Annotated in this window: 21 protein-coding genes; 3 read left to right on the top strand and 18 right to left on the bottom strand. The window is 68.3% G+C overall.

What is annotated here, in order from left to right; genetic code table 11:
• Positions 1-96: 96 nt before the first annotated feature.
• Both ACIHA7_RS17160 and ACIHA7_RS17155 read right to left on the bottom strand, forming a co-directional pair.
• Positions 97-597: a hypothetical protein gene (locus ACIHA7_RS17160; RefSeq protein WP_397290337.1), complete on the bottom strand. Its 501-nt coding sequence runs from the start codon at positions 595-597 to the stop codon at positions 97-99.
• Positions 598-792: 195 nt separating this feature from the next.
• Entirely contained in the window at positions 793-2,193 is a 1,401-nt protein-coding gene (locus ACIHA7_RS17155; RefSeq protein WP_397290335.1) for a DNA polymerase IV, read from the bottom strand.
• A gap of 356 nt (positions 2,194-2,549) precedes the next feature.
• On the opposite strand from ACIHA7_RS17155, the gene ACIHA7_RS17150 reads away from it, so the two are divergent.
• Positions 2,550-3,434, top strand: coding sequence for a UTP--glucose-1-phosphate uridylyltransferase (locus tag ACIHA7_RS17150; protein ID WP_397290332.1), 885 nt, complete (start codon positions 2,550-2,552; stop codon positions 3,432-3,434).
• A gap of 73 nt (positions 3,435-3,507) precedes the next feature.
• Here ACIHA7_RS17150 and ACIHA7_RS17145 read toward each other — a convergent pair whose 3' ends face one another.
• Together ACIHA7_RS17145 and ACIHA7_RS17140 are read right to left on the bottom strand one after the other, a co-directional pair.
• Entirely contained in the window at positions 3,508-4,011 is a 504-nt protein-coding gene (locus ACIHA7_RS17145) for an NlpC/P60 family protein (protein ID WP_397290330.1), read from the bottom strand.
• A 292-nt stretch (positions 4,012-4,303) separates the two neighbouring features.
• Entirely contained in the window at positions 4,304-4,897 is a 594-nt protein-coding gene (locus tag ACIHA7_RS17140) for a TetR family transcriptional regulator (RefSeq protein WP_397290328.1), read from the bottom strand.
• A 100-nt stretch (positions 4,898-4,997) separates the two neighbouring features.
• Here ACIHA7_RS17140 and ACIHA7_RS17135 point away from each other — a divergent pair, with 100 nt between their 5' ends.
• Positions 4,998-5,414, top strand: a complete 417-nt coding sequence (locus tag ACIHA7_RS17135) for an ester cyclase (RefSeq protein WP_397290325.1) — start codon at positions 4,998-5,000, stop codon at positions 5,412-5,414.
• Entirely contained in the window at positions 5,414-5,581 is a 168-nt protein-coding gene (locus ACIHA7_RS17130; protein WP_397290323.1) for a hypothetical protein, read from the top strand. Before ACIHA7_RS17135 ends, ACIHA7_RS17130 begins: the two co-directional genes overlap by 1 nt.
• A gap of 105 nt (positions 5,582-5,686) precedes the next feature.
• Here ACIHA7_RS17130 and ileS read toward each other — a convergent pair whose 3' ends face one another.
• The 14 genes from ileS to mraY form a co-directional block, all read right to left on the bottom strand.
• A complete protein-coding gene (gene ileS, locus ACIHA7_RS17125) occupies positions 5,687-8,821 on the bottom strand; it encodes an isoleucine--tRNA ligase (RefSeq protein WP_397290321.1) in 3,135 nt (1,044 codons plus the stop codon).
• A 275-nt stretch (positions 8,822-9,096) separates the two neighbouring features.
• Positions 9,097-9,297 (bottom strand): hypothetical protein, encoded by a 201-nt coding sequence (locus tag ACIHA7_RS17120; RefSeq protein WP_397290319.1) that lies wholly within the window; start codon positions 9,295-9,297, stop codon positions 9,097-9,099.
• Positions 9,298-9,416: 119 nt separating this feature from the next.
• Complete coding sequence (locus tag ACIHA7_RS17115; RefSeq protein WP_397290317.1) at positions 9,417-10,271, bottom strand: DivIVA domain-containing protein; 855 nt, start codon at positions 10,269-10,271, stop codon at positions 9,417-9,419.
• A 68-nt stretch (positions 10,272-10,339) separates the two neighbouring features.
• Positions 10,340-10,642 carry a YggT family protein gene (locus tag ACIHA7_RS17110; RefSeq protein ID WP_040733487.1) on the bottom strand — a complete coding sequence of 101 codons (303 nt, stop codon included), beginning with the start codon at positions 10,640-10,642 and terminating at the stop codon, positions 10,340-10,342.
• Between the two features lie 90 nt (positions 10,643-10,732).
• Complete coding sequence (locus ACIHA7_RS17105) at positions 10,733-11,524, bottom strand: cell division protein SepF (RefSeq protein WP_397290314.1); 792 nt, start codon at positions 11,522-11,524, stop codon at positions 10,733-10,735.
• Positions 11,525-11,711: 187 nt separating this feature from the next.
• Positions 11,712-12,485 carry a YggS family pyridoxal phosphate-dependent enzyme gene (locus ACIHA7_RS17100; protein WP_397290312.1) on the bottom strand — a complete coding sequence of 258 codons (774 nt, stop codon included), beginning with the start codon at positions 12,483-12,485 and terminating at the stop codon, positions 11,712-11,714.
• A complete protein-coding gene (gene pgeF, locus ACIHA7_RS17095) occupies positions 12,485-13,210 on the bottom strand; it encodes a peptidoglycan editing factor PgeF (RefSeq protein ID WP_397290310.1) in 726 nt (241 codons plus the stop codon). Before pgeF ends, ACIHA7_RS17100 begins: the two co-directional genes overlap by 1 nt.
• Before the next feature lie 213 nt (positions 13,211-13,423).
• The gene (ftsZ, locus tag ACIHA7_RS17090; RefSeq protein ID WP_397290308.1) at positions 13,424-14,656 is read right to left on the bottom strand and encodes a cell division protein FtsZ; all 1,233 of its coding nucleotides are present in this window, start codon (positions 14,654-14,656) and stop codon (positions 13,424-13,426) included.
• A gap of 422 nt (positions 14,657-15,078) precedes the next feature.
• The gene (locus tag ACIHA7_RS17085; protein WP_397290306.1) at positions 15,079-15,825 is read right to left on the bottom strand and encodes a cell division protein FtsQ/DivIB; all 747 of its coding nucleotides are present in this window, start codon (positions 15,823-15,825) and stop codon (positions 15,079-15,081) included.
• A 5-nt stretch (positions 15,826-15,830) separates the two neighbouring features.
• Positions 15,831-17,270, bottom strand: a complete 1,440-nt coding sequence (gene murC, locus ACIHA7_RS17080) for a UDP-N-acetylmuramate--L-alanine ligase (protein WP_397290815.1) — start codon at positions 17,268-17,270, stop codon at positions 15,831-15,833.
• Between the two features lie 44 nt (positions 17,271-17,314).
• Positions 17,315-18,448, bottom strand: a complete 1,134-nt coding sequence (gene murG, locus ACIHA7_RS17075; protein ID WP_397290304.1) for an undecaprenyldiphospho-muramoylpentapeptide beta-N-acetylglucosaminyltransferase — start codon at positions 18,446-18,448, stop codon at positions 17,315-17,317.
• Positions 18,445-19,896 carry a putative lipid II flippase FtsW gene (gene ftsW / locus ACIHA7_RS17070; protein WP_397290302.1) on the bottom strand — a complete coding sequence of 484 codons (1,452 nt, stop codon included), beginning with the start codon at positions 19,894-19,896 and terminating at the stop codon, positions 18,445-18,447. Before ftsW ends, murG begins: the two co-directional genes overlap by 4 nt.
• Positions 19,893-21,329: a UDP-N-acetylmuramoyl-L-alanine--D-glutamate ligase gene (gene murD, locus ACIHA7_RS17065; protein ID WP_397290300.1), complete on the bottom strand. Its 1,437-nt coding sequence runs from the start codon at positions 21,327-21,329 to the stop codon at positions 19,893-19,895. The genes ftsW and murD overlap by 4 nt, the downstream gene beginning before the upstream one ends.
• 49 nt (positions 21,330-21,378) lie before the next feature.
• Positions 21,379-22,455 carry a phospho-N-acetylmuramoyl-pentapeptide-transferase gene (gene mraY, locus ACIHA7_RS17060; protein ID WP_107660203.1) on the bottom strand — a complete coding sequence of 359 codons (1,077 nt, stop codon included), beginning with the start codon at positions 22,453-22,455 and terminating at the stop codon, positions 21,379-21,381.
• Positions 22,456-22,457: the final 2 nt, after the last annotated feature.

The raw sequence follows: 22,457 nt of genomic DNA, 5'->3' as shown, positions 1-22,457 counted from the left end.
TCGAATCACGCACTCAGGCTGCGTGTTCGGTCACCGTCTCGCAGCGAAGGCCGTTGTCGCGGCCGACTCGCTGGGAGCCGGCCGCGACGGCACGAACTAGCTGCAGGCCGTGGAGGTCTGGCCCAGGTTGGTCAGCATGGCGCAGGCCCAGGACTTCTGGATCTTCCACTTGCCGTTGTCGGCGACGAAGGGCACGTCGACGAGGTTCTCCTGGCCGTTGACCACGAACTTGGCCTTGGCGTTGACGCTGTCGCCGAACTCGGTCACGTCGGTGACCTCGATCTTCACGTCGGCGCCCTTGGCGGCCTGGGACAGGCGATCCGGCAGGGTCGGGTCGGCCTCGGCGCCCTGGACACCGTCCAGCTTCTCCGCCGCGGGCACCGCCGGGTCCAGCGCGCGGGCCAGTGCGGCGTTCAGCTCCGCGACTGTCGGGACCGGCGGCAGGTTCGCGGCGCTGGCCGACGCCGACGCCTTGGCGCTGGTCGACGTCTTGGCGGCGGGCTTGCTGTCCTTGTCGTCGCCGCACGCGGTCATACCCAGCGCGGCAACGACGGCCAGGCCGGCGATCGCGATGCGTCCAGTCTTACGAAGCTTCAACTGCTCGTCCTTTGCGTTCGAGTAGGTCCGTGTCATGTCCACCAATGGCAGCCTCCACCCGACCGGCGGCGCTGCACGAGCTCCCAGGCTACCGGCACAGAGGACCACCGCGTGGACCCACACGGGACGGACTGATGTCGTCGGCAGCGAACGTACGCGGTGGGCTCGGCGATGTCGAGCGGTGCGCCGACCCGGTCACCACAGACTGTGCAGCGGATCGGCTCTGCTCAGACCGGGGTCGTCGGCGGCGAAGGTACGGGCCGGGCCTGGACCGGTCGAGCGCGTCTCGAATCGCACTGTGACGACGCCGTATCCGCCCCCTTGAACCCAGCCGTGGCCGTACTCGGGGTGTTCGACGTCCATGCCGGGATGCCAGAGCGGAACCGGCAGCGCGCTCGCAAGCGGCGTGGTCGCGGGTGCCTCCGCTGCCACGTCGGCCGGTGCGGCGGCTTGCTCCCAGACACCGTCCTCGGCGACCGGCGCCTGATCCAACTCGGGAAACAGCGACTCCTGCCGCACCGTGGACAATCCGCCGTAGCCGACCCCGACCAGCCGGATCGGGCCGAGCTCGGTCGGGTCGATCGCGGAACGCTGCGCGGCGGTGGACAGCGTGGTGAGATCCTCGGTCGCGTACGGCAGCGTGAACGAGCGCGTCACGATGCTCATATCCGACTTCTTCAACTTGAGCACGACGGTGCGGGCGGCGCGCCCGTCGGCGATCAGGCGACGGTGCGCCGACGCGGCCATCGCCTCGATCGCCGGGCGCAACTGCGCGAGGGTGACGATGTCGGTCTCGAAGGTGGTCTCGGCGCTGATCTGTTTGGCCTCGGCCCGCTCCGCGACCGGTCGATCATCGATACCGCGTGCGAGGCGGTGCAGCGCGGCGCCGACCGCACCACCCAATATCGATATCGCCTCCGACTCCGGCAGCGCGGCGAACGCGCCGACGGTCTCGATGCCGAGCGAGCGCAGTTTGTGCTCGGCCACCGGACCGATCCCCCACAGCTTCCGCACCGGCAGCGCGGCAAGCAGCTGGGTCTGCTCGACCGCCGAAACCACCCGGATCCCATCGGGTTTGGCGAGGCCGGAGGCGATCTTGGCGAGCTGTTTACCGGTGCCGGCGCCGACGGATGCGGTCAGGCCGGTGCGTTCGCGCACCGCGGCTCGCAGGTCCGCACAGAACTGCTGCACCTCGGCCACCGTGGCGCCGGCCAGTTCGGCGGGTTCGCCGAACGCCTCGTCGAACGACAGCGTCTCCAGCACCGGGATCCGGCTGCGCAGGGTGTCGAACACCTGCCCGCTCAGCACGCCGTACACCGCGCCGCGCGGCGGCACCACCACCGCGGTGACGCCGACCAGCCTGCGCGCCTGATGCATCGGCATCGCCGAACGCGCGCCGTACACCCGCGCCTCATAGCTGGCGCCCGCGACGACACCGCGCCCGCCGATGCCGCCGACCAGAACCGGGCGCCCGCGCAGGGTGGGACGCGTCAACTGTTCCACGGACGCGAAGAACGCATCCATATCGATGTGCAGCACCCAGCGCCGGGCAGTGCTCTGTGCGTCGGCGCGCGTCGGTGGATGCTGTTCGCTCACCGTGGTTTCGCAGAGAGTTTCCCGCCCGTGCTCACGACCGCGCCTCGCCGAAGCTCGGCTCCGTGCGTTCGATAGCCGCCGTGCCCATGGTTCGCTCGCTGCCCTGCCTCACAGTCGGAAATCTACGCCCGCCCACCGACAGCATCGGGCAGGCGCCGACGCTGTGTGGTGACTGTGCACTTGCTGTCGGTTTCCTGTAGCGATCCGAAGCGAGGCAATTTCTCCCTTGAACGGACAACCAGCCCACTACCTGCGCATATACCATCCCGCCGAGCGCACTACACGGTTTCGGTAAACAGTTGACGAAGCGCGGGGACCGCCCTTGCGGCACAGCTTCATGTGTGATGATCGGACCTATGAAGATCCGCAAGGCCGTGATCCCGGCCGCCGGTATCGGTTCCCGGCTCCTCCCGCTGACCAAGGCCATCCCGAAGGAGATGCTGCCGGTCGGCGACAAGCCGGTCATCGAACATACGGTCCGCGAGCTGGTCGCGTCGGGCATCACCGACATCACCATCGTGGTCAGCAGCGGAAAGTCGTTGATCCAGGACCATTTCCGCCCCAACCCCGCGCTGGTGGCGCAGCTACGCGCCGACGGCAAGACCGCCTACGCCGACGCGGTGGCGGAGGTCGGTGAACTGTCCAGACTCGGCCACATCACCTACCTCGACCAGCACGGCCCGTACGGCAACGGCACCCCGGTCCTGAACGCGGCCCGCAACCTGGGCGATGAGCCGATGCTGGTGCTGTGGCCCGACGACGTGTTCGTCGCCGAGGTGCCGCGCGCCCAGCAGCTGATCGACGCCTACGAGGCCACCGGCGCACCGGTACTCGCGCTGATGCCGATGGACCCGGCCGAGTCGCAGCGCTACGGCGTCCCCGTCGTCGCCGACGACCAGGGCCACGGCCTGCTGCGCATCACCGGCCTGCGAGAGAAGCCCAAGCCGGAGGACGCACCGTCGGACTTCGCCGCGATCGGCGGTTACGTGGTTACCCCCGGCATCATCGACGAGCTGCGCGCCCAGACCAAGGCCTGGTACGAGCACCGCTCCGGCGAGGTCTACCTGACCGACGCGATCAACGTGCACGCCGCGGACAATCCCGTCTACGGCCAGGTGATCCGGGGTCGCTGGTACGACACCGGCAACCCGGCCGACTACCTGGTCGCCCAGTTCGCCTCGGCGCTGGCCAACCCGCAGTACGCCCCACTGCTGCGCAGCCTGGTCGACGAGAAGGACTGAGCCGCACGCATCCTGATGTCCCGCAGACCGAATCGCCCGCGATGTCCGGTGCGGGACATCAGCGGATGTGCGGCTAGAAGCGGCGGATCGCGTAGATGTCGAACTGCTTGAGCGGGCTCAGGCCGACGGGTACGCCCCAGTCGTAGGCGTTGAAGATCTGGCCGAAGCCGGCGTAGATGCCGACGTGCGAGCCGTCGGTGTTCAGCACCACCACGTCGCCGGGCGAGAGCGCGTAGTACGGGACGGGCGCGCCCGCTCTGGCCTGTTCCCAGGTCGTGCGCGGAATGCGGACGCCGACCTGGCGGAATGCCCACTGGACCAGGCCGGAGCAGTCCCAGGTGAACGGGCCGGTGCCGCCCCACTCGTAGGGCTTTCCGGTCTGGGAGACGGCCGCCGCCAGCGCACCCAACCCGTTCGAGCTCGGCAGCGGGATCGCGGCCGAGCCGGAGGCGGACAGGGATTGGGCGCTACCGGTAGCGCTACCGGTGTCCGACCACCCGGGGCCAGCCAGGATCAGGGTCGCGGCGGTGGCTAGGAGAAATCCGAAAGCGATGCGACGCAAGGGTTTTCTGTTCACGTGCTCGTCCCTTCCGGCGGCCCGGCGCGCGGGCCACCATTCGGCGGTCCCGGCTGACGCCTGGGTCGTGCAGCGCCACAGGGGCCGCAGCCGCTGTGTCCGGCGAACAAGTACCCGGCACAGCGCATTCAGGTAGGACAACTCACGAGCTCACTACTGCCCCAGAAGTCGATCTCCGCAACAGCAGCACCATCTTCGATTCTGCCGTGCGGCTTGAACCTGCAACCCCAGTTCAGCAAATTTCTGACATGTGATCTGTATCACATCTCAAGCGACGTCCGTCGGCGGCCGGTCAGTCGCTGCCCGACTCGGCAAGGGCGGCGCGTACCAATGAGCGGGCTGCCCAGCTCATCGTCTCGGTGGCCGCCTCGATGTCGAGACCACACGTGTCCCGAGTGGAGACCAGGGCTTCGACCCCGAAGACCAAGGTCACCGCGTTCACCAAACGCTCCATCCGCTCCGCCGACAACGTGTCCCGCAACGGCGCCAAGGCCACCCGCGCCATCTCCAGCCGGGTCACCCCACGCACCGGAACCCGTTCCGCCTCAGCGAAATCGACCTGACTGAACCAGCGATCGAGGGTTGCTCGCAATACGCCACGCCACACCACTTCGTCCGCGAACTGGAAGGCACAGACCTCGCGCACCACCCGGTCGATGCGCTGCTCCGGATCGTCGGGCAGGTCGTCGAGGAAGTCCGGGAAGCCGCCGGTGGTCCCGGCCTGCCTGGTCGCCATGTCCGACCACAGCGACTGCGGGTTCGGGAAGTACCGGTATGCGGTGGCGGTGGAGACCTTCGCGGCCTCGGCGACCTCGGCGATCGAGGGCGAGTGACCGTTGCGAGCAAGTTCGAGCGCGGCGGCGAGCAGCGCCTCCCTGGTGCGCATCTTTTGATTCTTCGCTCGGCCACTATTGAGAATCTCATCTCGCCGTGAGAAAGTCATCTCACCACGATAGCAGGTTCTCACTTTCAGGAGGGCGTGGCCGATGACACGTGAAGAGATGGACGAGCTGTTCGAGCGGCACTGCGCGGCCGAGGCCGCCAACGATGTCGACGCGATCATGGACACCCTGGCCGAGGACGTCGAGCACGACGCCGTCGGCGATCCGCAGGGCACCCTGCGCGACCCGGCCGCGATCGCCGAGCGCTACCGCGAGTTGTTCGACGCGATCAGCGAAGACAAGATGGAAACCGTTCGCCGGTACTACGGCGCGGACTTCTTCGTCGACGAATCCCATTGGTACGGCCGGGCAACCGGCACGTTCCTCGGCATCCCCGGCGGCAACCGCCCCATCGACTTCCGGATACTGCACGTCTGCGAGGTCCGCGACGACAGGATCAGCCGGGAGAACGTCTGGCTGGACACCGCCGCGATCATGCAGCAGTTGACGGCGCCGCTCTGATGGGTGCCTACAAGGCCGCCGAACGCGGGATCGCGGTGCGGCGCTACGAACGACGCGACCGGCGCTGGAACAGCGAATACCAGTGCTACTCACCGGTGGTCGGGAACTTCCCGTCGACCTCAGCGGGCAGCGCGGACCAGTCCGGCGCCGACCGCGCCGAAGGTTAGCAACCGGACCGACCACGAAGAGCTCGCCCGCGCCAGAAGCGCCGCGAGCCAGCGGCAGGATGAGCAAGGGCGGGACCAGTGGTCCCGCCCTTGCCGTTCGACGTGTCAGGCCTTGGTGACCTGCGCGCGCACGCCCCCGACCAGGTCGGCGGCGTCGGCCCCTGCCGCGCCGAAGGTGAGGGTGGTGGCGAGGATCTCGCCCGCGATCAGCTCACGGTGCGTCTCGGCCCACCCGGCCCGGTCCGCCGGTACCTCGAGCAGCACCGAGATCCGATCGGAAACGTCGAGCCCCAAGGACTTCCGGGTTTCCTGCAGATCACGGATGAGGTCGCGGGCCCAGCCCTCGGCCTCCAGTTCCTCGGTGACCACCGAGTTCAGCACCACCAGGCCGGCATTGCCGGGCAGGGCGGCGGTGGACTCGGGTTCGGCGGCCACCAGGCGCTGCGTGTACTCCTCGGGAAGCAGGGCGATTCCGGCGGCGGTGACGACGCCGTCGGCGTCCTCGGACCATTCGCCAGCCTTGACCGCCTTGATCACCGTCTGCACGTCCTTGCCCAGGCGCGGGCCCGCGGCACGGGCGTTGACGACCAGTTCGAACCGGCCGTGCACGGCGACGTCGGTGGTCAGGTCGACCTTCTTGACGTTCACCTCGTCGGCGATGATGTCGGCGTAGGGCGCGAGCCGCTCGGCGTCGGCCGCGGCGATGGTGACCTCGGCCAGCGGCAGCCGCACCCGCAGGTTCTGCGCCTTGCGCAGGCTCAGCACCGTCGAGCAGACCACCCGTGCCTCGTCCATCGCCGCGACCAGCTCCGGATCGGCGGGCAGCTCACCGTCTTTGGGCCAGTCGGTCAGGTGCACCGACTCGCCGCCGGTGAGCCCACGCCAGATCACCTCGGTGATCAGCGGCAGCAGCGGCGCGGCCAGCCGGGTGACCACCTCGAGCACCGTGTGCAGCGTGTCCACCGCGTCCGGCTCCTCGCTCCAGAAGCGCGAACGCGACCGGCGCACATACCAATTGGTGAGCGCGTCGGCGAAACCGCGCAGCTGCTCGCACGCCCCGGCGATGTCGTAGGTCTCCAGCGCCTCGGTCATCGCGTCGCGGGTTTGCGCGAGCTTGGCCAAGATGTAGCGGTCGAGCACGTTCGGCGAATCCGTGCGCCAGGTACCCGGTTTCGAGGCGTACAGGTTCAGGAAGGTCCACGCGTTCCACAGCGGCCGCAGCGCATGGCTGACGCCCTCGCGGATGCCGCGCTCGGTGACGATGAGGTTGCCGCCGCGCAGGATCGGCGAGCTCATCAGGAACCAGCGCATCGCGTCGGAGCCGTCCCGATCGAACACCTCGTTGACGTTCGGGTAGTTGCCCTTGGACTTGCTCATCTTCAGTCCGTCGTCGCCGAGCACGATGCCGTGTGCGGCAACGGTTTTGAAGGCGTGGCTGTCGAAGAGCGCGGTCGAGAGCACGTGCAGCGTGTAGAACCAGCCTCGGGTCTGCCCGTTGTACTCGACGATGAAGTCACCGGGGAAGTGACTGTCGAACCACTCCTTGTTCTCGAACGGATAGTGCACCTGGGCGAACGGCATCGATCCCGACTCGAACCAGCAGTCGAGCACCTCCGGCACCCGGCGCATGGTCGACTGCCCGGTCGGGTCGTCCGGGTTCGGCCGGGTCAGCTCGTCGATCATCGGCCGGTGCAGGTCGGTCGGGCGCACGCCGAAGTCGCGTTCCAGCTCGTCGAGCGAGCCGTAGACGTCCATCCGCGGGTATTCCGGGTTGTCGGAGACCCACACCGGGATCGGGCTGCCCCAGTAGCGGTTCCGGCTGATGTTCCAGTCCCGCGCGCCCTCGAGCCACTTGCCGAACTGGCCGTCGCGGATGTGCTCGGGCACCCAGCTGATCCGCTGGTTCAGCTCCACCATCCGGTCGCGGAACTTGGTCACCGCGACGAACCAGGACGGCACCGCCATGTAGATCAGCGGCTGACCGGAGCGCCAGCTGTGCGGGTAGGAGTGCTCGATCGTCTCGTGCCGCAACAGCTTTCCGGCGGCCTTGAGGTCCTTGATGATGACCGGGTTGGCGTCGAACACCATCAGGCCCTCGTACGGCGGCACCATCGAGGTGAACTTGCCGCCCGGGTCCAGCGGCTGCACGATCTCGATGCCGTTGGCGGTGGCGACGTCCATGTCCTCCTCACCGAATGCCGGTGCGAGGTGCACGATTCCGGTGCCGGAGTCGGTGGTCACGTAGTCGGCGTTCAGCACGCGGTGCGCGCGCGGGTGGCCTGCGAAGAAGTCGAACGGCGGCTCGTAGGACAGGTCGGTGAGCGCGGCGCCGTCGTACTCGCCGAGTGTCTCGGGCTCGTCACCGAATTCGCGGGCGTAGTGCGACACGCGTTCGGCCGCCAGCAGATAGCGCTTGCCGTCGGCGGCGCGCAGGTGCACGTAGCGGACGTCGGGGTGCACGGCGATCGCGAGGTTCGACGGCAGCGTCCAGGGGGTGGTGGTCCAGATCAGCGCGTTGGCGCCGTCCAGGGCGTGCAGCGGATGCTCGGCGGGCACGCGCAGCACCATGTCGACGGTGACCGCCGGGTCCTGGCGCATCTTGTACGCGTCGTCGAGGCGGGTCTCCTGATTCGACAGCGGCGTCTGCTCATACCAGCTGTAAGGCAGCACCCGGAAGCCTTGATAGATCAACCCCTTCTCGTGCAACGACTTGAACGCCCACATCACCGACTCCATGAAGTCGAGATCGAGTGTCTTGTAGTCGTTGTCGAAGTCGACCCAGCGCGCCTGACGTGTCACATAATCACGCCATTCACCGGTGTAGCGGAGCACGGAAGATTTACAGGCCGCGTTGAATTCGGCGAGGCCCATCTCGTCGATCTGTGATTTGTCCGTGATACCGAGCTGTTTCTCCGCTTCGATTTCCGCGGGCAATCCGTGACAGTCCCAGCCGAATCGCCGGTCGACCCGCTTGCCGCGCATCGTCTGGAAACGCGGTACCAGGTCTTTGACGTATCCGGTGAGCAAATGCCCGTAATGTGGCAGACCGTTGGCAAACGGCGGTCCGTCGTAGAAGACGAACTCCGCTGCCCCGGAACGGTTTTCGATGCTCGCGCGGAAGGTGTCGGCGGCCGCCCAGGCGTCTAGCACGCGGCGCTCCATCGCGGGGAACGCCGAGCCCGTGCCGACCCCGAGGTCCACGCGCGGGTATCCGCTGTTGCTGGAAGTTTGGTCCGCCATCGCGGGTGCGTCTCCTCGTGCCGTTTCCGTTGGCACGGGGACGATGCCGACGCCGGTGCGCCGATACCGCGGTACCACCCCGCTTGTCCGGCCAGAGCGGCCGAACCTCTCGTTGTGAGCTGTGACGGGCTCACCCGTTCGGTTCTACTTGGCACCGCCGCCGAGCGGGCAGCGGGTGCTGTTCTTCCGAAGGCTCCCCGGTGATGGCCGGATCAACACCATGTTCATGTTTGATTCTAGCCAGTGCGGTCAAACCTGATTACGGTGCCGCCTACCTAGCGCTTGGCATGACGCCCCGGCGGCGGCGCGGAGTCCTCGTCCGGCCGACGCATGGACAGGGCACTGGCCAGTAACAGCACGGCGCCGAGCACGCAGACCAGGATGCAGCCCCACGCCCAGATCACCGATCCGGTGGTCAGCGCGGCTACCAGCAGGGCGAAGCCGACGGCGGCGAGAACGAGCGTCAAGACGAGCATGGTGACCCCCCGGGGGTTGGCAAGGAGGCGAAGCCGACGGGGTGGGTATACCGAGCCACGCCGGGCGGCTCGACAGGTTCTTCAATTGTACGAACTGTGGTGCGCTCGAGGCGAGCGACTTACTTGCCACCCTTGGCGAACGAGGCAGGCTGCAGGTTGTTGGCCGTGTTCGCGTCCGCGAACGCCTCGCCACCGTCGACCGGGACCGCCGAGCCGCGGTTCTCCAGCTCCTCGAGCTGCGACTCCAGGTAGGACTTCAGCCGCACCCGGTACTCCCGCTCGAAGGTCTTGAGCTGTTCGATCCGGCTCTCCAGCACGCTGCGCTGCTGAGTGATGGTCGCCATGATCTCGGTGTGCTTGCGCTCGGCATCGGCCTGCAGTGCGTCGGCCTTCTCCTTCGCCTGACGCAGCTGGTTGTCCGAACGGGACTGCGCGTCCGACAGCATCGCGTCGGCCTTCTGGCGGGCGTCGGCGATCATCGCCTCGGAGCGTGTCCTGGCATCGCCGACGAGACGCTCGGAGTTTGCCCGTGCGTTCGACAGCAGGTTTTCCGCCTCGACCTTCGCGTCGCTGGTGAGCCGATCCGCCATCTCCTGGGCGAGGCTGAGCACCTTGGCGGCCTGCAGGTTGGCATCCGCGCTCGGCGCCTCCTTCGGCGGGGCCGGGGCGGGCATCGGCGCGGGCGGGGCCTGCGGCACCGGCGGCTTGATCGGCTCCGGCGGCGGCGGTGCCTGCTGGACAGGCGCTTTCACGTTGTTCGGGCCGACCGGGCCGCGATTCTTCTTGGCATCAGCAAGTTCTGCGTCGAGTTCGGCGACCCGCTGACGCAGGTCGGCGTTTTCCTCGATGAGACGCGAGAGTTCCTGCTCGACGAGATCCAGGAAGGCGTCGACTTCATCCTCGTTGTAGCCGCGCTTCCCGATCGGCGGTTTGCTGAACGCGACGTTGTGCACATCGGCTGGAGTCAGCGGCATGGAAGGATCCCTTCACGCGTCTTTTGGAGATCTAGCAGATCTAGCAAGCTACTTCACGGCCCATTCTGTCACACCGGGGCTACCGGCTGCCCGAGCCTGCCCACGATCGACATCAGGATGAAGACGATGAAAAGCAGGACCATAATCGACAGATCCAGGCGAATTCCTCCCAATGACACCGGTGGTATCAAGCGCCTCAGGAGTTTCACCGGCGGATCGGTGATCGTGAAGATCACCTCGAGGATGACGACTACGACACCGGTCGGGCGCCAGTCGCGCGCGAAGCTTCGGATGAACTCGACGATCACCCGGCTGATCAGCAACAGCCAGAAGATGAACAGTACGAAGTACAGCACCGCGAACAAGGCCACGGAGTTCACTCTGCCGCAAAATCCGCTTTGCGCAAAATGACCGCGCCGCCCCACCTGCGACCGGTCTGCAACACCCCCCAGATCACGAGCTTATTTCTGGTTGTAGAAGCCGGTTTCGGCGATGCGTCGGCGTTCTTCGGCTGATACGTCGACATCGGCCGGTGAGAGGAGGAACACCTTGGTGGCCACCTTGTCGAACGAGCCACGCAGCGCGAACGCGAGTCCGGCGGCGAAGTCGACCAGGCGCTTGGCGTCGGCGTTGCTCAGCTCGACCAGGTCCATGATGACCGGGTTGCCCTCGCGGAACCGCTCGCCGATGATCCTGGCCTCGCTGTAGTCGCGCGGGCGCAGTGTCGTGATCTTGGACAAGGGGCCTCCGTCCTCGAAGATCCCCGGCCTGCGCGCGGGTGCCGGCTCGGGGCGCACGCGCTCCTCCAGCCGGCGCTCCTCGGCGTCGGGATCGACCGCGAGCGCACCACGGGTGGTGCCCCGCAGCGGCGGCGGCGCGGTGCCGCCCGCGCGGAACCGGCCGGACGAGGGCGCGGCGTCGATCCGGGTCGGCCTGCGGGCAGGCTCGTAGCGGTCCTCGCCGTAGGGCTCGTCGGCGTACTCGTCGCGCCGGGAAACCGGGTAACCGCCCTTGTAGGGCGACTTGTAGGCGGGTTCCGGGTAGTCGGCGTCCTCGCGGTCGAAGCCGTCGGCGCCGTAATGGTCTGCGCCGTAACGATCTTCGACGTAGCGGTCGGAGTAGTCACGGGGCCGAGGGCGACGAACACCACGCTCGTCGCCAGCCCGGGGGGCGCGATCGTCGACGTAGTCGTCTTCGTAATCCTCGAGCGGAACCATGCCGAAATACGCCTTGAACTTGTGCAGCGTACTCATCACTGCACCTCGCTGTCGCTCGGCGCAGTCATGACCACGATGGTGGCTGCGTCGAGAACTCGCTCGCTCCGCTCGCTCATGTTGGTCGACCTTCCTTCGGCCCCGGTGGCGGCCGGGTGTTGAAGTCTTGCTCAGCCCTCGTCTGTCTCAAGCATATGTGTCGAATGTGACTGATGAGGTTTCTTTGCTACGCCGAGGTTATCGGTCGAGCGCCCATCAAGGCGGTACCGACACGCACACACGTGGCGCCGTGTTCGATGGCAGATTCCAGATCGCCCGACATTCCTGCGGAAAGTTCTGTCGCAGCGGGATGCTCGGCGAGCAGCAGGGTGTGCAAAGTCGCAAGTCGGGCAAATGCCGCATCAGACTCGGCCCCCAATGGCGGAATAGCCATCAGACCGGACAGTCGTAATCCCGCCGCGGCGGAAATATGTTCCGCGAGCCGCGCCAGATCATCGGGTGCGACACCGCCGCGGGAGGGGTCCTCATCCAGGCTCACCTGCAGCAGGACGCGTACCGGCTCGCTGCGCTGCCCCGCGTCCAACGCGGCGCGCGCACCCGCGTCGAGCGCCGTTGCCAAGCGTTCACTGTCGACCGAGTGCACGGTGTGTGCCCAGCGCGCGACCACGCGTGCCTTGTTGCGCTGCAGGCGTCCGATCATGTGCCACTGGACATCCGGGAGTCCTTCGTCACGTTCGGCGTCCTGACGGACCAAAGATGGCAGTGCTGCCACCTTTGCGGTGGCCTCCTGCTCGCGCGATTCGCCGAACTCGCGGCGGCCCAAGCGATACAGGATCGCCACATCCTCGGCCGGGAAAAATTTCGTCACGGGGAGTAGACGCACCGAGTCCGGCGCGCGCCCCGCCGCGAGACACGCGGCGTCCACCCGCTGCAGCAGCGCGGAGAGATTGGTGGCCAGTTCCGCGGTGCGCGCGTCGACTTGCGCCGCAACCTCATTCACTACCGCACCTCCGACCAGATGACGCTGCCGAGCCTGCCGGTCGGCGCGCCGCGGCGATGGCTGAACAAGGTGTGGTCCTCGATCGTGCAGCGCGGGTCGATCGCCACGCCGTTGACCCCGGCGTCGAGCAGCTGCCTGCTGATTCCGGCCCGCAGGTCCAGCGACGGGGTGTTGCGCACCGTGGTGGCGGCGCTGCCCGGCAGATGCTTCTCGACATCGGCCCGCATCGCGGCGGGCACCTCGTACTGCCGCCCGGACGCGGCGGGTCCGAGGAACGCGCCGATCCGCTCCAGCCGAGCGCCGACCGACACCATCGCCTCGAGCACCAGCGGCACGATGCCGATCCGCGCCCCGATCCGTCCGGCATGCACGGCGGCGATGACCCCCGCCTCGTCGTCGGACAGCAGCACCGGCACACAGTCGGCGGTCAACACCACCAGCGCCAGCCCCGGCACCGTGGTCACCAACGCATCGGTGGCAGGCACCGGCTCATCGCGTGGCCCATCGATGATCTCGACATTGCGACCATGGATCTGTTCCATCCACACCAGCCGGTCGGGCGTCAACCCGATCCCCTCGGCCAGCCGATCCCGGTTCCGGCGGACCGCCGCCGGGTCGTCCCCCACATGATCACCGAGATTGAACGACTCGTACGGCGGGGCCGAGAACCCGCCCGCCCTGGTCGTCGTCACCCGTCGAACGGTCAGTGTAGGAGCAGAAGTCATGCCCCCGAGCGTAGTCAACCGTCCCGCCCCACCGATCTCACAGAGGTTCCAGCCCTCGCGCAGACCCTGCAACTCCAGTCAAACGTTCGGAAGCCCTGTGAGATCAACAACTTCCACCCGCACGACCGCACCGGCGCCCACGACGGAGCGCGTCGGGTACGACGAAGGCCCTGATCCCGTCGGGGTCAGGGCCTTCGAAAGTGCTGCCCGGTGTCAGCGCCGCATGAACGACGGCACGTCGACATCGTCGTCATCGTCGTCGGGCGGTTCGATGTGGGTGCGCGCGTTGCTCGCCACGGTGGGCTCCGCTAAGCGGGCGCGTTCGGTGTCGCGGTAGCTCGGTACCGCGCCGCGGGTGGAGCTGGTCGAGCTGGCGGTGGCGGCGGCCACGTCGGTGCTGCGCGCCGCGACCTCGGTGGTCCGGCTCTGGCCGACCTCACCCGCGCGGGCCGCTCCGATGGTGCCCCGGCCTGCGGTGTCAAAGGTGCGCCGGGCGGGTCCGCCACCGTCGAAACCCGCTGCGATCACGGTGACTCGTACTTCGTCGCCGAGCGAGTCGTCGATCACCGTGCCGAAGATGATGTTGGCCTCGATGTGCGCGGCCTCCTGAACCAACGAGGCGGCCTCGTTGATCTCGAATAGGCCGAGGTCGGAGCCGCCCGCGATGGACAGCAGCACGCCGTGCGCGCCGTCCATGGACGCTTCGAGCAGCGGCGAGTTGATCGCCGACTCGGCCGCCTTCACCGAGCGGCCCTCGCCGCGCGCGGAGCCGATGCCCATCAGCGCGCTGCCCGCGCCGGACATCACGCTCTTGACGTCGGCGAAGTCGACGTTGATCAGACCCGGGGTGGTGATCAGGTCGGTGATGCCCTGGACACCGTTCAGCAGCACCTCGTCCGCCGAGCGGAACGCGTCCATCAGGCTGACCGCCGCGTCGCCGAGCTGGAGCAGCCGGTCGTTGGGGATCACGATGAGCGTGTCGCAGGACTCGCGCAGCTGGGTGATGCCGGTTTCGGCCTGGCCGCCGCGCCGCTTGCCCTCGAAGGAGAACGGGCGGGTGACGACACCGATGGTCAACGCGCCGAGCTTGCGCGCGATCTGCGCGACGACCGGGGCGCCACCGGTGCCGGTGCCACCGCCCTCGCCCGCGGTCACGAAGACCATGTCGGCGCCCTTGAGCACCTCTTCGATCTCGTCCTTGTGGTCTTCGGCGGCTCGGCGGCCGACCTCGGGGTCGGCGCCTGCGCCGAGACCACGGGTGAGTTCGCGGCCGACGTCGAGTTTGACGTCGGCATCGCTCATCAGCAGGGCCTGCGCGTCGGTGTTGACCGCGATGAACTCGACACCTTTGAGGCCCTGTTCGATCATCCGGTTGACGGCATTCACACCGCCGCCGCCGATACCGACGACCTTGATCACGGCAAGGTAGTTGTGCGGGGGCGTCATGGGCTCTCGCCTTCCTTCGATCTAAAGCCTGTCGTTTTCGGATTCGAGACACTTCGCCCGTTCTGCCGGGCCGAAGTTCGCCTGAGCGGCTTCACTCAGCGAACCGCCGCCCGGGCAAACCCTAAACCTCAACCATAGGGTTAGCGTTATGTCAAGTATCCGACTGCTGCGGAACGCTATTCGCCGCCGCCGCAATACACGCGCAGGCGCGCCGAAACGAGAGACAGAATCTTGTGTGATCCCTCTCGTCTCGCAGCCCCGCACGACGTATGGTGAACGGTTGCCCCCCGGCGCTTGCCGCGCGGCGCGAGGGCCGGCGGCGTGAGCGTCAGGCCCGGAGGCGACGGTCCGCGCGACTCCGGAGAGTCGGCGAACGCCGCCCATCGAATACGGCAATTCGATGCGGGCGCAATGGGTATCGCTCACTTTACCGTGACCAGATTAGGACTCGAAACATCGAACACCGTTCCAGGGCGGGTCAGCAGCGGAAGCACGACCGCCGACTTGCGTTCGGCATCGTTCATCCCGCCCCAGAGTACCGTGCGCCCATCCTTCAGATTCAGCGAAACATCCGAAATGGACCGCGCCACAACCTCGTCCACCTGGACACCGAGTGCGGGCGGCAGTGCGGCGAGCACCGCGACCGCCGCCCTGGTCGCCGGGGCGTCACTGGCCGGGTGATCGGTGACCAGCTTGGGCACCCCGATCGGCGCGTCCTCGATCGCGAACTCCACGCTCTCGACGTCGAGCAGGTGTGCGCCCTGCGGACTCTCGAAGTACAGCACCGGAACCCGCTCGACCACCGTCACCTGCACCGTCGACGGAAAAACCCGCTGCACCCTGGCCGAGCGCACCTTCGGAATGCTCGCCACCCGCCGGGCGATGGCGTCGGTGTCGATGCGCAGCATCGAGCGCCCCGAAGGGATTTCGAGCAGTTCGCGCACCTGTTGTTCGGGCACCGCGACCGCACCATCGATCTCGACCGTCCGCACCGACAGCACCGGCGTGAACAACGCGACGCCACCGACGATGGCGAGCACGCACACGCCCAGCAATCCCCACAACCGGACCCGTCGCCAGCTGTCCTGGTCGAGCCACGCGCCGGCCGAGCGCACCGAACCGAGACCCGCCCTGCGCACCGAACCGTCGCCACGCTCCCTGCGAGTCACGCCCCTCACCGCCCGTACTGGGGGCGCGCCCGTAAACCGTCGAGGATCTGGCTGCCGAGCATGGTCACATCGCCCGCGCCCATGGTGATCACCACGTCACCGGGCAGCGCGAGCCGGGCGACCTGACGGCCGACCCGCGACATATCCGGTTGGTAATGCACGGGTTTGGTGACCGATTGCGCCACCAGCGCGCCGTTCACGCCGGGCAGCGGCTTCTCCCGCGCGCCGTACACGTCCAGCACGACCACCTCGTCGGCCAGGCTCAGCGCGGCGCCGAAGTCCTGCGCGAAAGTCGCGGTGCGGCTGTACAGATGCGGCTGGAACACCACGATCACCCGGCCTTGCCGCGACCGCGCACCGTCCCTGGCCTCCTGCTGCACCAGCTCCGCCGCGGCGCCGAGCACGGCGCGCACCTCGGTGGGATGGTGTGCGTAGTCGTCGAAGACCCGCACCCCGTTCTCCCGGCCGGCGAACTGGAACCGGCGGTGCACCCCACCGAAACCCTCCAGACCCTGGATGATTTCGTCCACGTCGGCACCGGCCGCACGGGCGGCGAGCAGCGCGGCCAGCGCGTTCAACGCCATGTGCCTGCCCGGCACCGACAACCGCAGGGTGCGCGGCGCGGCTTCGTCGTCGAGCTGGAACTGGGCGATACCGCCGACGTCGCGCGGCTCCCAGCTGTGCAGCCGCACGCCGACCGGCACCGGCGCGTCGGCGAGTTCGCCGGAGCCGTAGCCGAGCACGCGAATGTTCTTCTCGGCCAGTCTGTCGCCGACCCGTTCGGCCAGCGCACGGGAGCCTGGATCGTCCAAACACACCACCAGCAGGCCACCTTCGGCGAGCCGGTCGGCGAAATCGTCGAAGACCTGTACGTAGGCCTCGTCGGTGCCGAAGTAGTCCAGGTGGTCGGACTCGATGTTGGTGACCACCGCGACATCCGGGTCGTACTGCAGCAGCGACCCGTCGCTCTCGTCGGCCTCGGCCACGAAGATCTTGCCGGTGCCGTGGTGGGCGTTGGTGCCGGCCTCGTTCAGCTCGCCGCCGACCGCGAAGGACGGGTCGAAGCCACAGTGCTGCAACGCCACGATGAGCATGGAGGTGGTGGAGGTCTTGCCGTGCGTGCCCGACACGAGCAGGGTGCGGTGCCCCTGCATCAGCGACGCGAGCACGGCGGGGCGCAGCAGCACCGGGATGGCGCGCCGATTGGCCTCCATCAGTTCGGGATTGGTCTTCGGGATGGCCGCATAGGTGGTGACCACCACCGTCGGGCCGCCGGGCAGCAGGTCGAGCGCGCTGGCGTCGTGGCCGATGCGCACCTGCGCGCCACGCGCCCGCAACGCGAGCACACCGCGGCTCTCCTTGGCGTCGGAGCCGGACACGGCGCCGCCGCGGGAGAGCAGGATGCGCGCGATCCCGGACATCCCGGCGCCGCCGATGCCGACCATGTGCACCCGCGCCAACGACGGCGGCAAGGCCGAAAGATCCTCGTTCACGACCGAGCCACCTCCAACACGATCCGCGCCACCGCGTCGGCGGCGTCGCGATGCCCGGCACCGGCTGCGGCACGGCCCATCGCTGTCAGCCGTGCGGGGTCCATGAGCAGCGGAATCACCTCATCGATCACGTATTTCGGCGTCAACTCCGAGTCGGGCACGATTCTGCCACCGCCCTGCCGGACCACCGGTCTGGCATTGAGTTCCTGCTCACCGTTGCCGTGCGGGAGCGGCACGTAGAAGGCGGGCAGTCCGACCGCGGACACCTCGGCGACGGTCATCGCGCCGGACCGGCAGACCACCGCGTCGGCGGCGGCGTAGGCGAGATCCATCCGGGAAAGATACGGCACCGCGACATACGGTGCGTGCGCGCCACTCTCGTCCGCGGGTCGCTGTGCGGCCTCCGCTCGCGCGGCGACCTCGAGGGTGTTCTTCGGGCCGTGCGCGTGCAGCACCGAGATGCCCGCCGCGGCGAGCTGCGGCGCGGCGCCCGAGACCGCCTCGTTCAGGCTCAACGCGCCTTGCGATCCGCCGAACACCAGCAACACCGGCCCCTCGGCCGGGAGTCCGAAGTGTGCCCGCGCCTCGGCGCGCAGCGCGGCCCGATCCAGCGTGGTGATCGCGGCGCGCACCGGGATGCCGACGACCTGTGCACCGGCCAGCCCCGAATCCGGTACGGCGGCGAGCACCCTGGTGGCGCGGCGGGCGCCGACCTTGTTCGCGATGCCAGCTTTGGCGTTCGCCTCGTGCACCACCACCGGCACCCGGCGCCGGCGCCGCAGCAGCCCCGGCCCGGCGGCCAGATAGGCGGGCAACGCCACGTAACCGCCGAAGCCGACGATCACATCGGCCTCGACCGCGTCGATCACCGCCCTGGTCCGCGCCACCGAGGCACGCACCCGGCCGGGCAGCCGCAGCAGATCGGCGGTCGGCTTGCGCGGCAACGGAACCGGCGGGATGAGCTCGAGCGGGTAGCCACGCTCGGGGACCAGTCTGGTCTCCAGGCCGCGCTCGGTGCCGAGCGCCGTCACTCTGATCGAATCGTCGAGCCGCCGCAGCGCGTCCGCCACCGCCAGCGCGGGCTCGATATGGCCCGCCGTGCCGCCGCCTGCGACGATTACCGAGATCACCTAGATTTTCCTCGTTCTCTTGTGTGGTTGACCGGGTAGCTGGGTTCCCACGCTCTGGTGGCGCGCAGCGAACTGGTGCCGCGGCTCTCCGGCGAACGGCGCCGCGGCTCGGGCTGCGGACGCCGCGCCGGTGGCAGCGCCGACTGTCTGCCCGGCCGTGCCGCCGCCCTACCCCGCTGCGCGGACCTGGCCCGTGCGGCGCTCGCCCTGGCCGGCGAGTACACCTCCGGCTTCGGCAGCCGCAGCAACTTGCTGAACCTACCGTCTTGCCCGGCGTGCAGCGCGGAGACGGCCTCCGGTTCGTGCCTGGCCGCATTGGCGATGATGCCGAACATGAACAGGGTGATCGCCAGCGACGAGCCGCCCGCCGAGACCAGCGGCAGCTGCAGGCCGGTGACCGGGAGCAGGCCGACCACGTAGCCGATGTTGATCAGCGCCTGGCCGGTGATCCAGGTGGTCGCGGTGGCCGTGAGCAGCCGCAGGAACGGATCGACCGAGCGGCTGGCGATGCGCAGTCCGGTGTAGACGAACAGCGCGAACAGTCCGAGCACCAGCGCACAGCCGAGGAAACCGAGCTCCTCGCCGATGATGGCGAAGATGAAGTCGTTGTGCGAGTTGGGCAGGTAGCTCCACTTGGCCCGGCTCTGTCCGAGCCCGCGACCCCAGATGCCGCCGTCGGCGAGCGAGTAGAGCGCCTGCCGCGCTTGATAATTGATGCCCTGCGGGTCGTCGCCGGGGTTGAAGAACGCGCGCATCCGATCCGATCGATAGCCCGCCGACAGCGCGAGCACGACGGCGGCGATCAGACCGGACACCGAGATCGTCACGAACAACCGCAGCGGCAGCCCGCCGAACCAGAGCAGCGCGGCGAGCACGATGCCGAGCGCGATCGTCGTCGACAGGTTCGGCTCCACCACGACGAGCAGGCACACCAGCAGGCCCGCGGGCACCAGCGGCATCAGAATGTCTTTCAGCCCGGCGTGTTCCGAGCGGCGCGACGCGAGCAGGTGCGCACCCCACACCACCAGGGTGACCTTCACGATCTCCGACGGCTGCACATTGAACAGACCGAGATCGATCCACCGCCGCGCGCCCTGCACCTTGGAGCCGATGCCGGGAATCAGCACCAGCACCAGACCGATCACCGACAGCACGAACAGCGGAAACGACCACTGCCGCAACCGGCGCAACGGGATACGCAGGGCGAGGTAGAACAGGACCGCACCGATCGCGGCGAACAGCGCCTGCTGGATGAACAGCGAATACGCCGATCCCCCATCGGCGTACGCCTCGACGCTCGACGCGGAGAGCACCATCACCAAGCCGAGCACGGTGAGCAGCGTGGCGATGGTGACGACGAGGTGAAACGACGCGAGCGGCCGCGCCAGCCAGGCGACGAACCTGGCCCCGGCTCCGGCTTGTTCCTTACGCCGCGTCGTTTCGCTCATAGCTGCCGCCCGACGTCACCGTCTTCCAGTGCGTGCACCGCGGCCGCGAAACTGCGGCCCCGGTGCGTGTAGTCGGCGAACATGTCCAACGAGGCCGCCGCGGGCGCGAGCAGGACGGTGTCACCGCTTCGGGCGAATCCGGCCGCGGCCTGTACCGCGCGCGCCATCACGGCGTCGGCCTTATCTCTCGACGCGTCACCCATCCCTGCATCGTCTCCCGCGATCAGCTCGATGACCGGGACCTCGGGTGCGTGTCGCGCCAACGCGACCGCGAACACCGGCGCGTCGGCCCCGATCAGCACCACGGCGACGAGCCGGTCGGCGACCTCTTCGACCAGGTCCTCGATCTGCGCGCCCTTGAGCTGACCACCGGCCACCCAGACCACCTGCGGGTGCGCCAGGATCGCGGTGCGCGCGGCGTGCGGGTTGGTGGCCTTGGAGTCGTCGATGAAGTCGACGCCGCCGACCTCGCGCACGAACGCCGAGCGGTGCGGGCCGACCTTGTGCTCGATCAGCCCCTCCCTGATGAACTGCGGCGCCACGTCGATGGCCCTGGTCAGCGCGGACGCGGCGAGCGCGTCGGCGACGCCTGCCGGGCCGGGCGGGCTGATGTCGCCGACCTCGGCGAGGATCGCGGCCTTGGTGAACGCGCGGTCGAGCAGTTTGCCGTCGACCACGCCGAGCTCACCGTCGGCGGGCACGCCGATCCGGAAGCCGACGGTGCGCCGGGCTTTCGAGCGACGAGCCAGCGAGGCGGCCACCGGATCGTCGAGCCCGACCACGCCGACCCGCCCGACCAGCGCACGCGCCTTCGCGGCGGCGTAGGCATCGAGCCCGCCGTGCCAATCCAGGTGATCCTCGGCCACATTGAGCACCACGCCCGCCTCCGGACGCACCGACGGCGCCCAGTGCAGCTGGAACGAGGACAGCTCGACGGCGAGCACCTGCGGTCCCGGGTTGCGCCGCAACGCATCCAGGATGGGCAGGCCGATATTGCCGCAGGCGACGCTCGGGATGCCCGCGGCGCGCAGGATGGCGTGCGTCATCTGCGTGGTGGTGGTCTTGCCGTTGGTTCCGGTGATCACCAACCACTTGCGGACCGGGCCGTAGATCCTGGCTTGATCGACCCACCAGGCGAATTCGACGTCGCCCCACACCGGGGTGCCCTCGGCGACGGCCGCGGCGAGCACCGGCGAGTCCGGCCGCCAGCCCGGGCTGGTGATCACCAGCGCGAACCGGCTCCAGTCCGTGGTTTCCAGCTCCACGCAGGTGGCGATGTCCAGGCCGAGACCGGCCGCCTCGGCGAGCGCCGCGGCGCCGCCGTCGGTGACCACCGGGCGTGCGCCGATATCGCGCAACGGCTCGACCAGCGAGCGCCCCGATATGCCCCAGCCCGCGACGAGAACGTCACGGCCACGCAGGAATTCGAGCATGGGCCCCGGTGTTCGCAGGGCCCGAGGAGAATGTTCGACCATCGCTAGTTCACCCGACCGCAGAGAGATATTCGCTGTAGAACAAGCCGAGCCCGATGGCCGAAGCCATCGCGGCCAATAGCCAGAACCTGATGATCACCGTAGTCTCGGCCCACTTGCTGAGTTCGAAGTGATGATGGAACGGCGCCATCTTGAACAGCCGGTTGCGCGTGGTGCGGTACACCGCGACCTGCAGCACCACCGACAGCGTCTCGGCCACGAACAGCGCGCCGATGACGATCATCAGCAGCTCGGTCCGTGTGGTGATGGACAGCCCGGCCAGCATGCCGCCCAGCGCCAGCGAGCCGGTGTCGCCCATGAAGATCTTGGCGGGCGCGGCATTCCACCACAGGAAGCCGACGCACGCGGCGGCGCCCGCGGCACACACCAACGCCAGGTCGAGCGGGTCGCGCACGTTGTAGCAGCCGACCTCGGCCTTGATCTCGCAGGCGTGGTAGTACTGCCAGAACGTGATGACCACGTAGCCGCCGAGCACCAGGCTCATCGATCCGGCGGCGAGCCCGTCGAGTCCGTCGGTGAGGTTCACTGCGTTGGACCAGGCGACGACGACGAGGCAGACGAAGACGAGGAACACGACGACACCCATCGTCACCGTGCTGATGTCGCGGACGTAGGACAGCTGCCTGCTGGCCGGTGTCAGCCCGCTCGCGCCACGGAACTGCAAGGCGAGCACGCCGAAGACGACGGCGGCGGTCAGCTGGCCGAGATACTTGCCCGCGGCGGTGAGGCCGAGGTTGCGCTGCTTGCGGATCTTGATGAAGTCGTCCACGAAGCCGACCCCGCCCAGCGCGGTGGCCAGGCCGAGCACCAGCAGGCCCGACGCCGACGGGCCGTCCGCGCGGTAGCCGATGCCGATCAGATGCGAGCCGAGGTAGCCGGCCCACATGCCGATGATGATGGCAACGCCGCCCATCGTCGGGGTGCCACGCTTGGCCTGGTGGCTGGCCGGGCCGTCGACCCGGATCTCCTGACCGAAGCCCTGCTTGGCGAACATCTTGATCAGCAGCGGGGTCAGCAGAATCGATACGGCGAGCGCTATCGCAGCCGCGAATAGGATCTGTCTCACGA

The organism is Nocardia sp. NPDC052316, assembly GCF_044547795.1.
Classification (GTDB): Bacteria; Actinomycetota; Actinomycetes; order Mycobacteriales; family Mycobacteriaceae; genus Nocardia.
This window is presented reverse-complemented; position numbering and strand designations above follow the sequence as displayed.

Coding starts and splice junctions, on each gene's coding strand:
- ileS (WP_397290321.1), bottom strand. CDS start 8,821: ATGGCGGACCAAACTTCCAGCAACAGCGGATACCCGCGCGTGGACCTC.
- ACIHA7_RS17120 (WP_397290319.1), bottom strand. CDS start 9,297: ATGCTCGTCTTGACGCTCGTTCTCGCCGCCGTCGGCTTCGCCCTGCTG.
- ACIHA7_RS17105 (WP_397290314.1), bottom strand. CDS start 11,524: ATGAGTACGCTGCACAAGTTCAAGGCGTATTTCGGCATGGTTCCGCTC.
- ACIHA7_RS17130 (WP_397290323.1), top strand. CDS start 5,414: ATGGGTGCCTACAAGGCCGCCGAACGCGGGATCGCGGTGCGGCGCTAC.
- ftsZ (WP_397290308.1), bottom strand. CDS start 14,656: ATGACGCCCCCGCACAACTACCTTGCCGTGATCAAGGTCGTCGGTATC.
- ACIHA7_RS17150 (WP_397290332.1), top strand. CDS start 2,550: ATGAAGATCCGCAAGGCCGTGATCCCGGCCGCCGGTATCGGTTCCCGG.
- murD (WP_397290300.1), bottom strand. CDS start 21,329: ATGCTCGAATTCCTGCGTGGCCGTGACGTTCTCGTCGCGGGCTGGGGC.
- ACIHA7_RS17135 (WP_397290325.1), top strand. CDS start 4,998: ATGACACGTGAAGAGATGGACGAGCTGTTCGAGCGGCACTGCGCGGCC.
- ftsW (WP_397290302.1), bottom strand. CDS start 19,896: ATGAGCGAAACGACGCGGCGTAAGGAACAAGCCGGAGCCGGGGCCAGG.
- ACIHA7_RS17140 (WP_397290328.1), bottom strand. CDS start 4,897: ATGCGCACCAGGGAGGCGCTGCTCGCCGCCGCGCTCGAACTTGCTCGC.
- ACIHA7_RS17115 (WP_397290317.1), bottom strand. CDS start 10,271: ATGCCGCTGACTCCAGCCGATGTGCACAACGTCGCGTTCAGCAAACCG.
- murC (WP_397290815.1), bottom strand. CDS start 17,270: ATGGTCGGCATCGGCGGCGCCGGGATGTCCGGGATCGCGCGCATCCTG.
- pgeF (WP_397290310.1), bottom strand. CDS start 13,210: ATGACTTCTGCTCCTACACTGACCGTTCGACGGGTGACGACGACCAGG.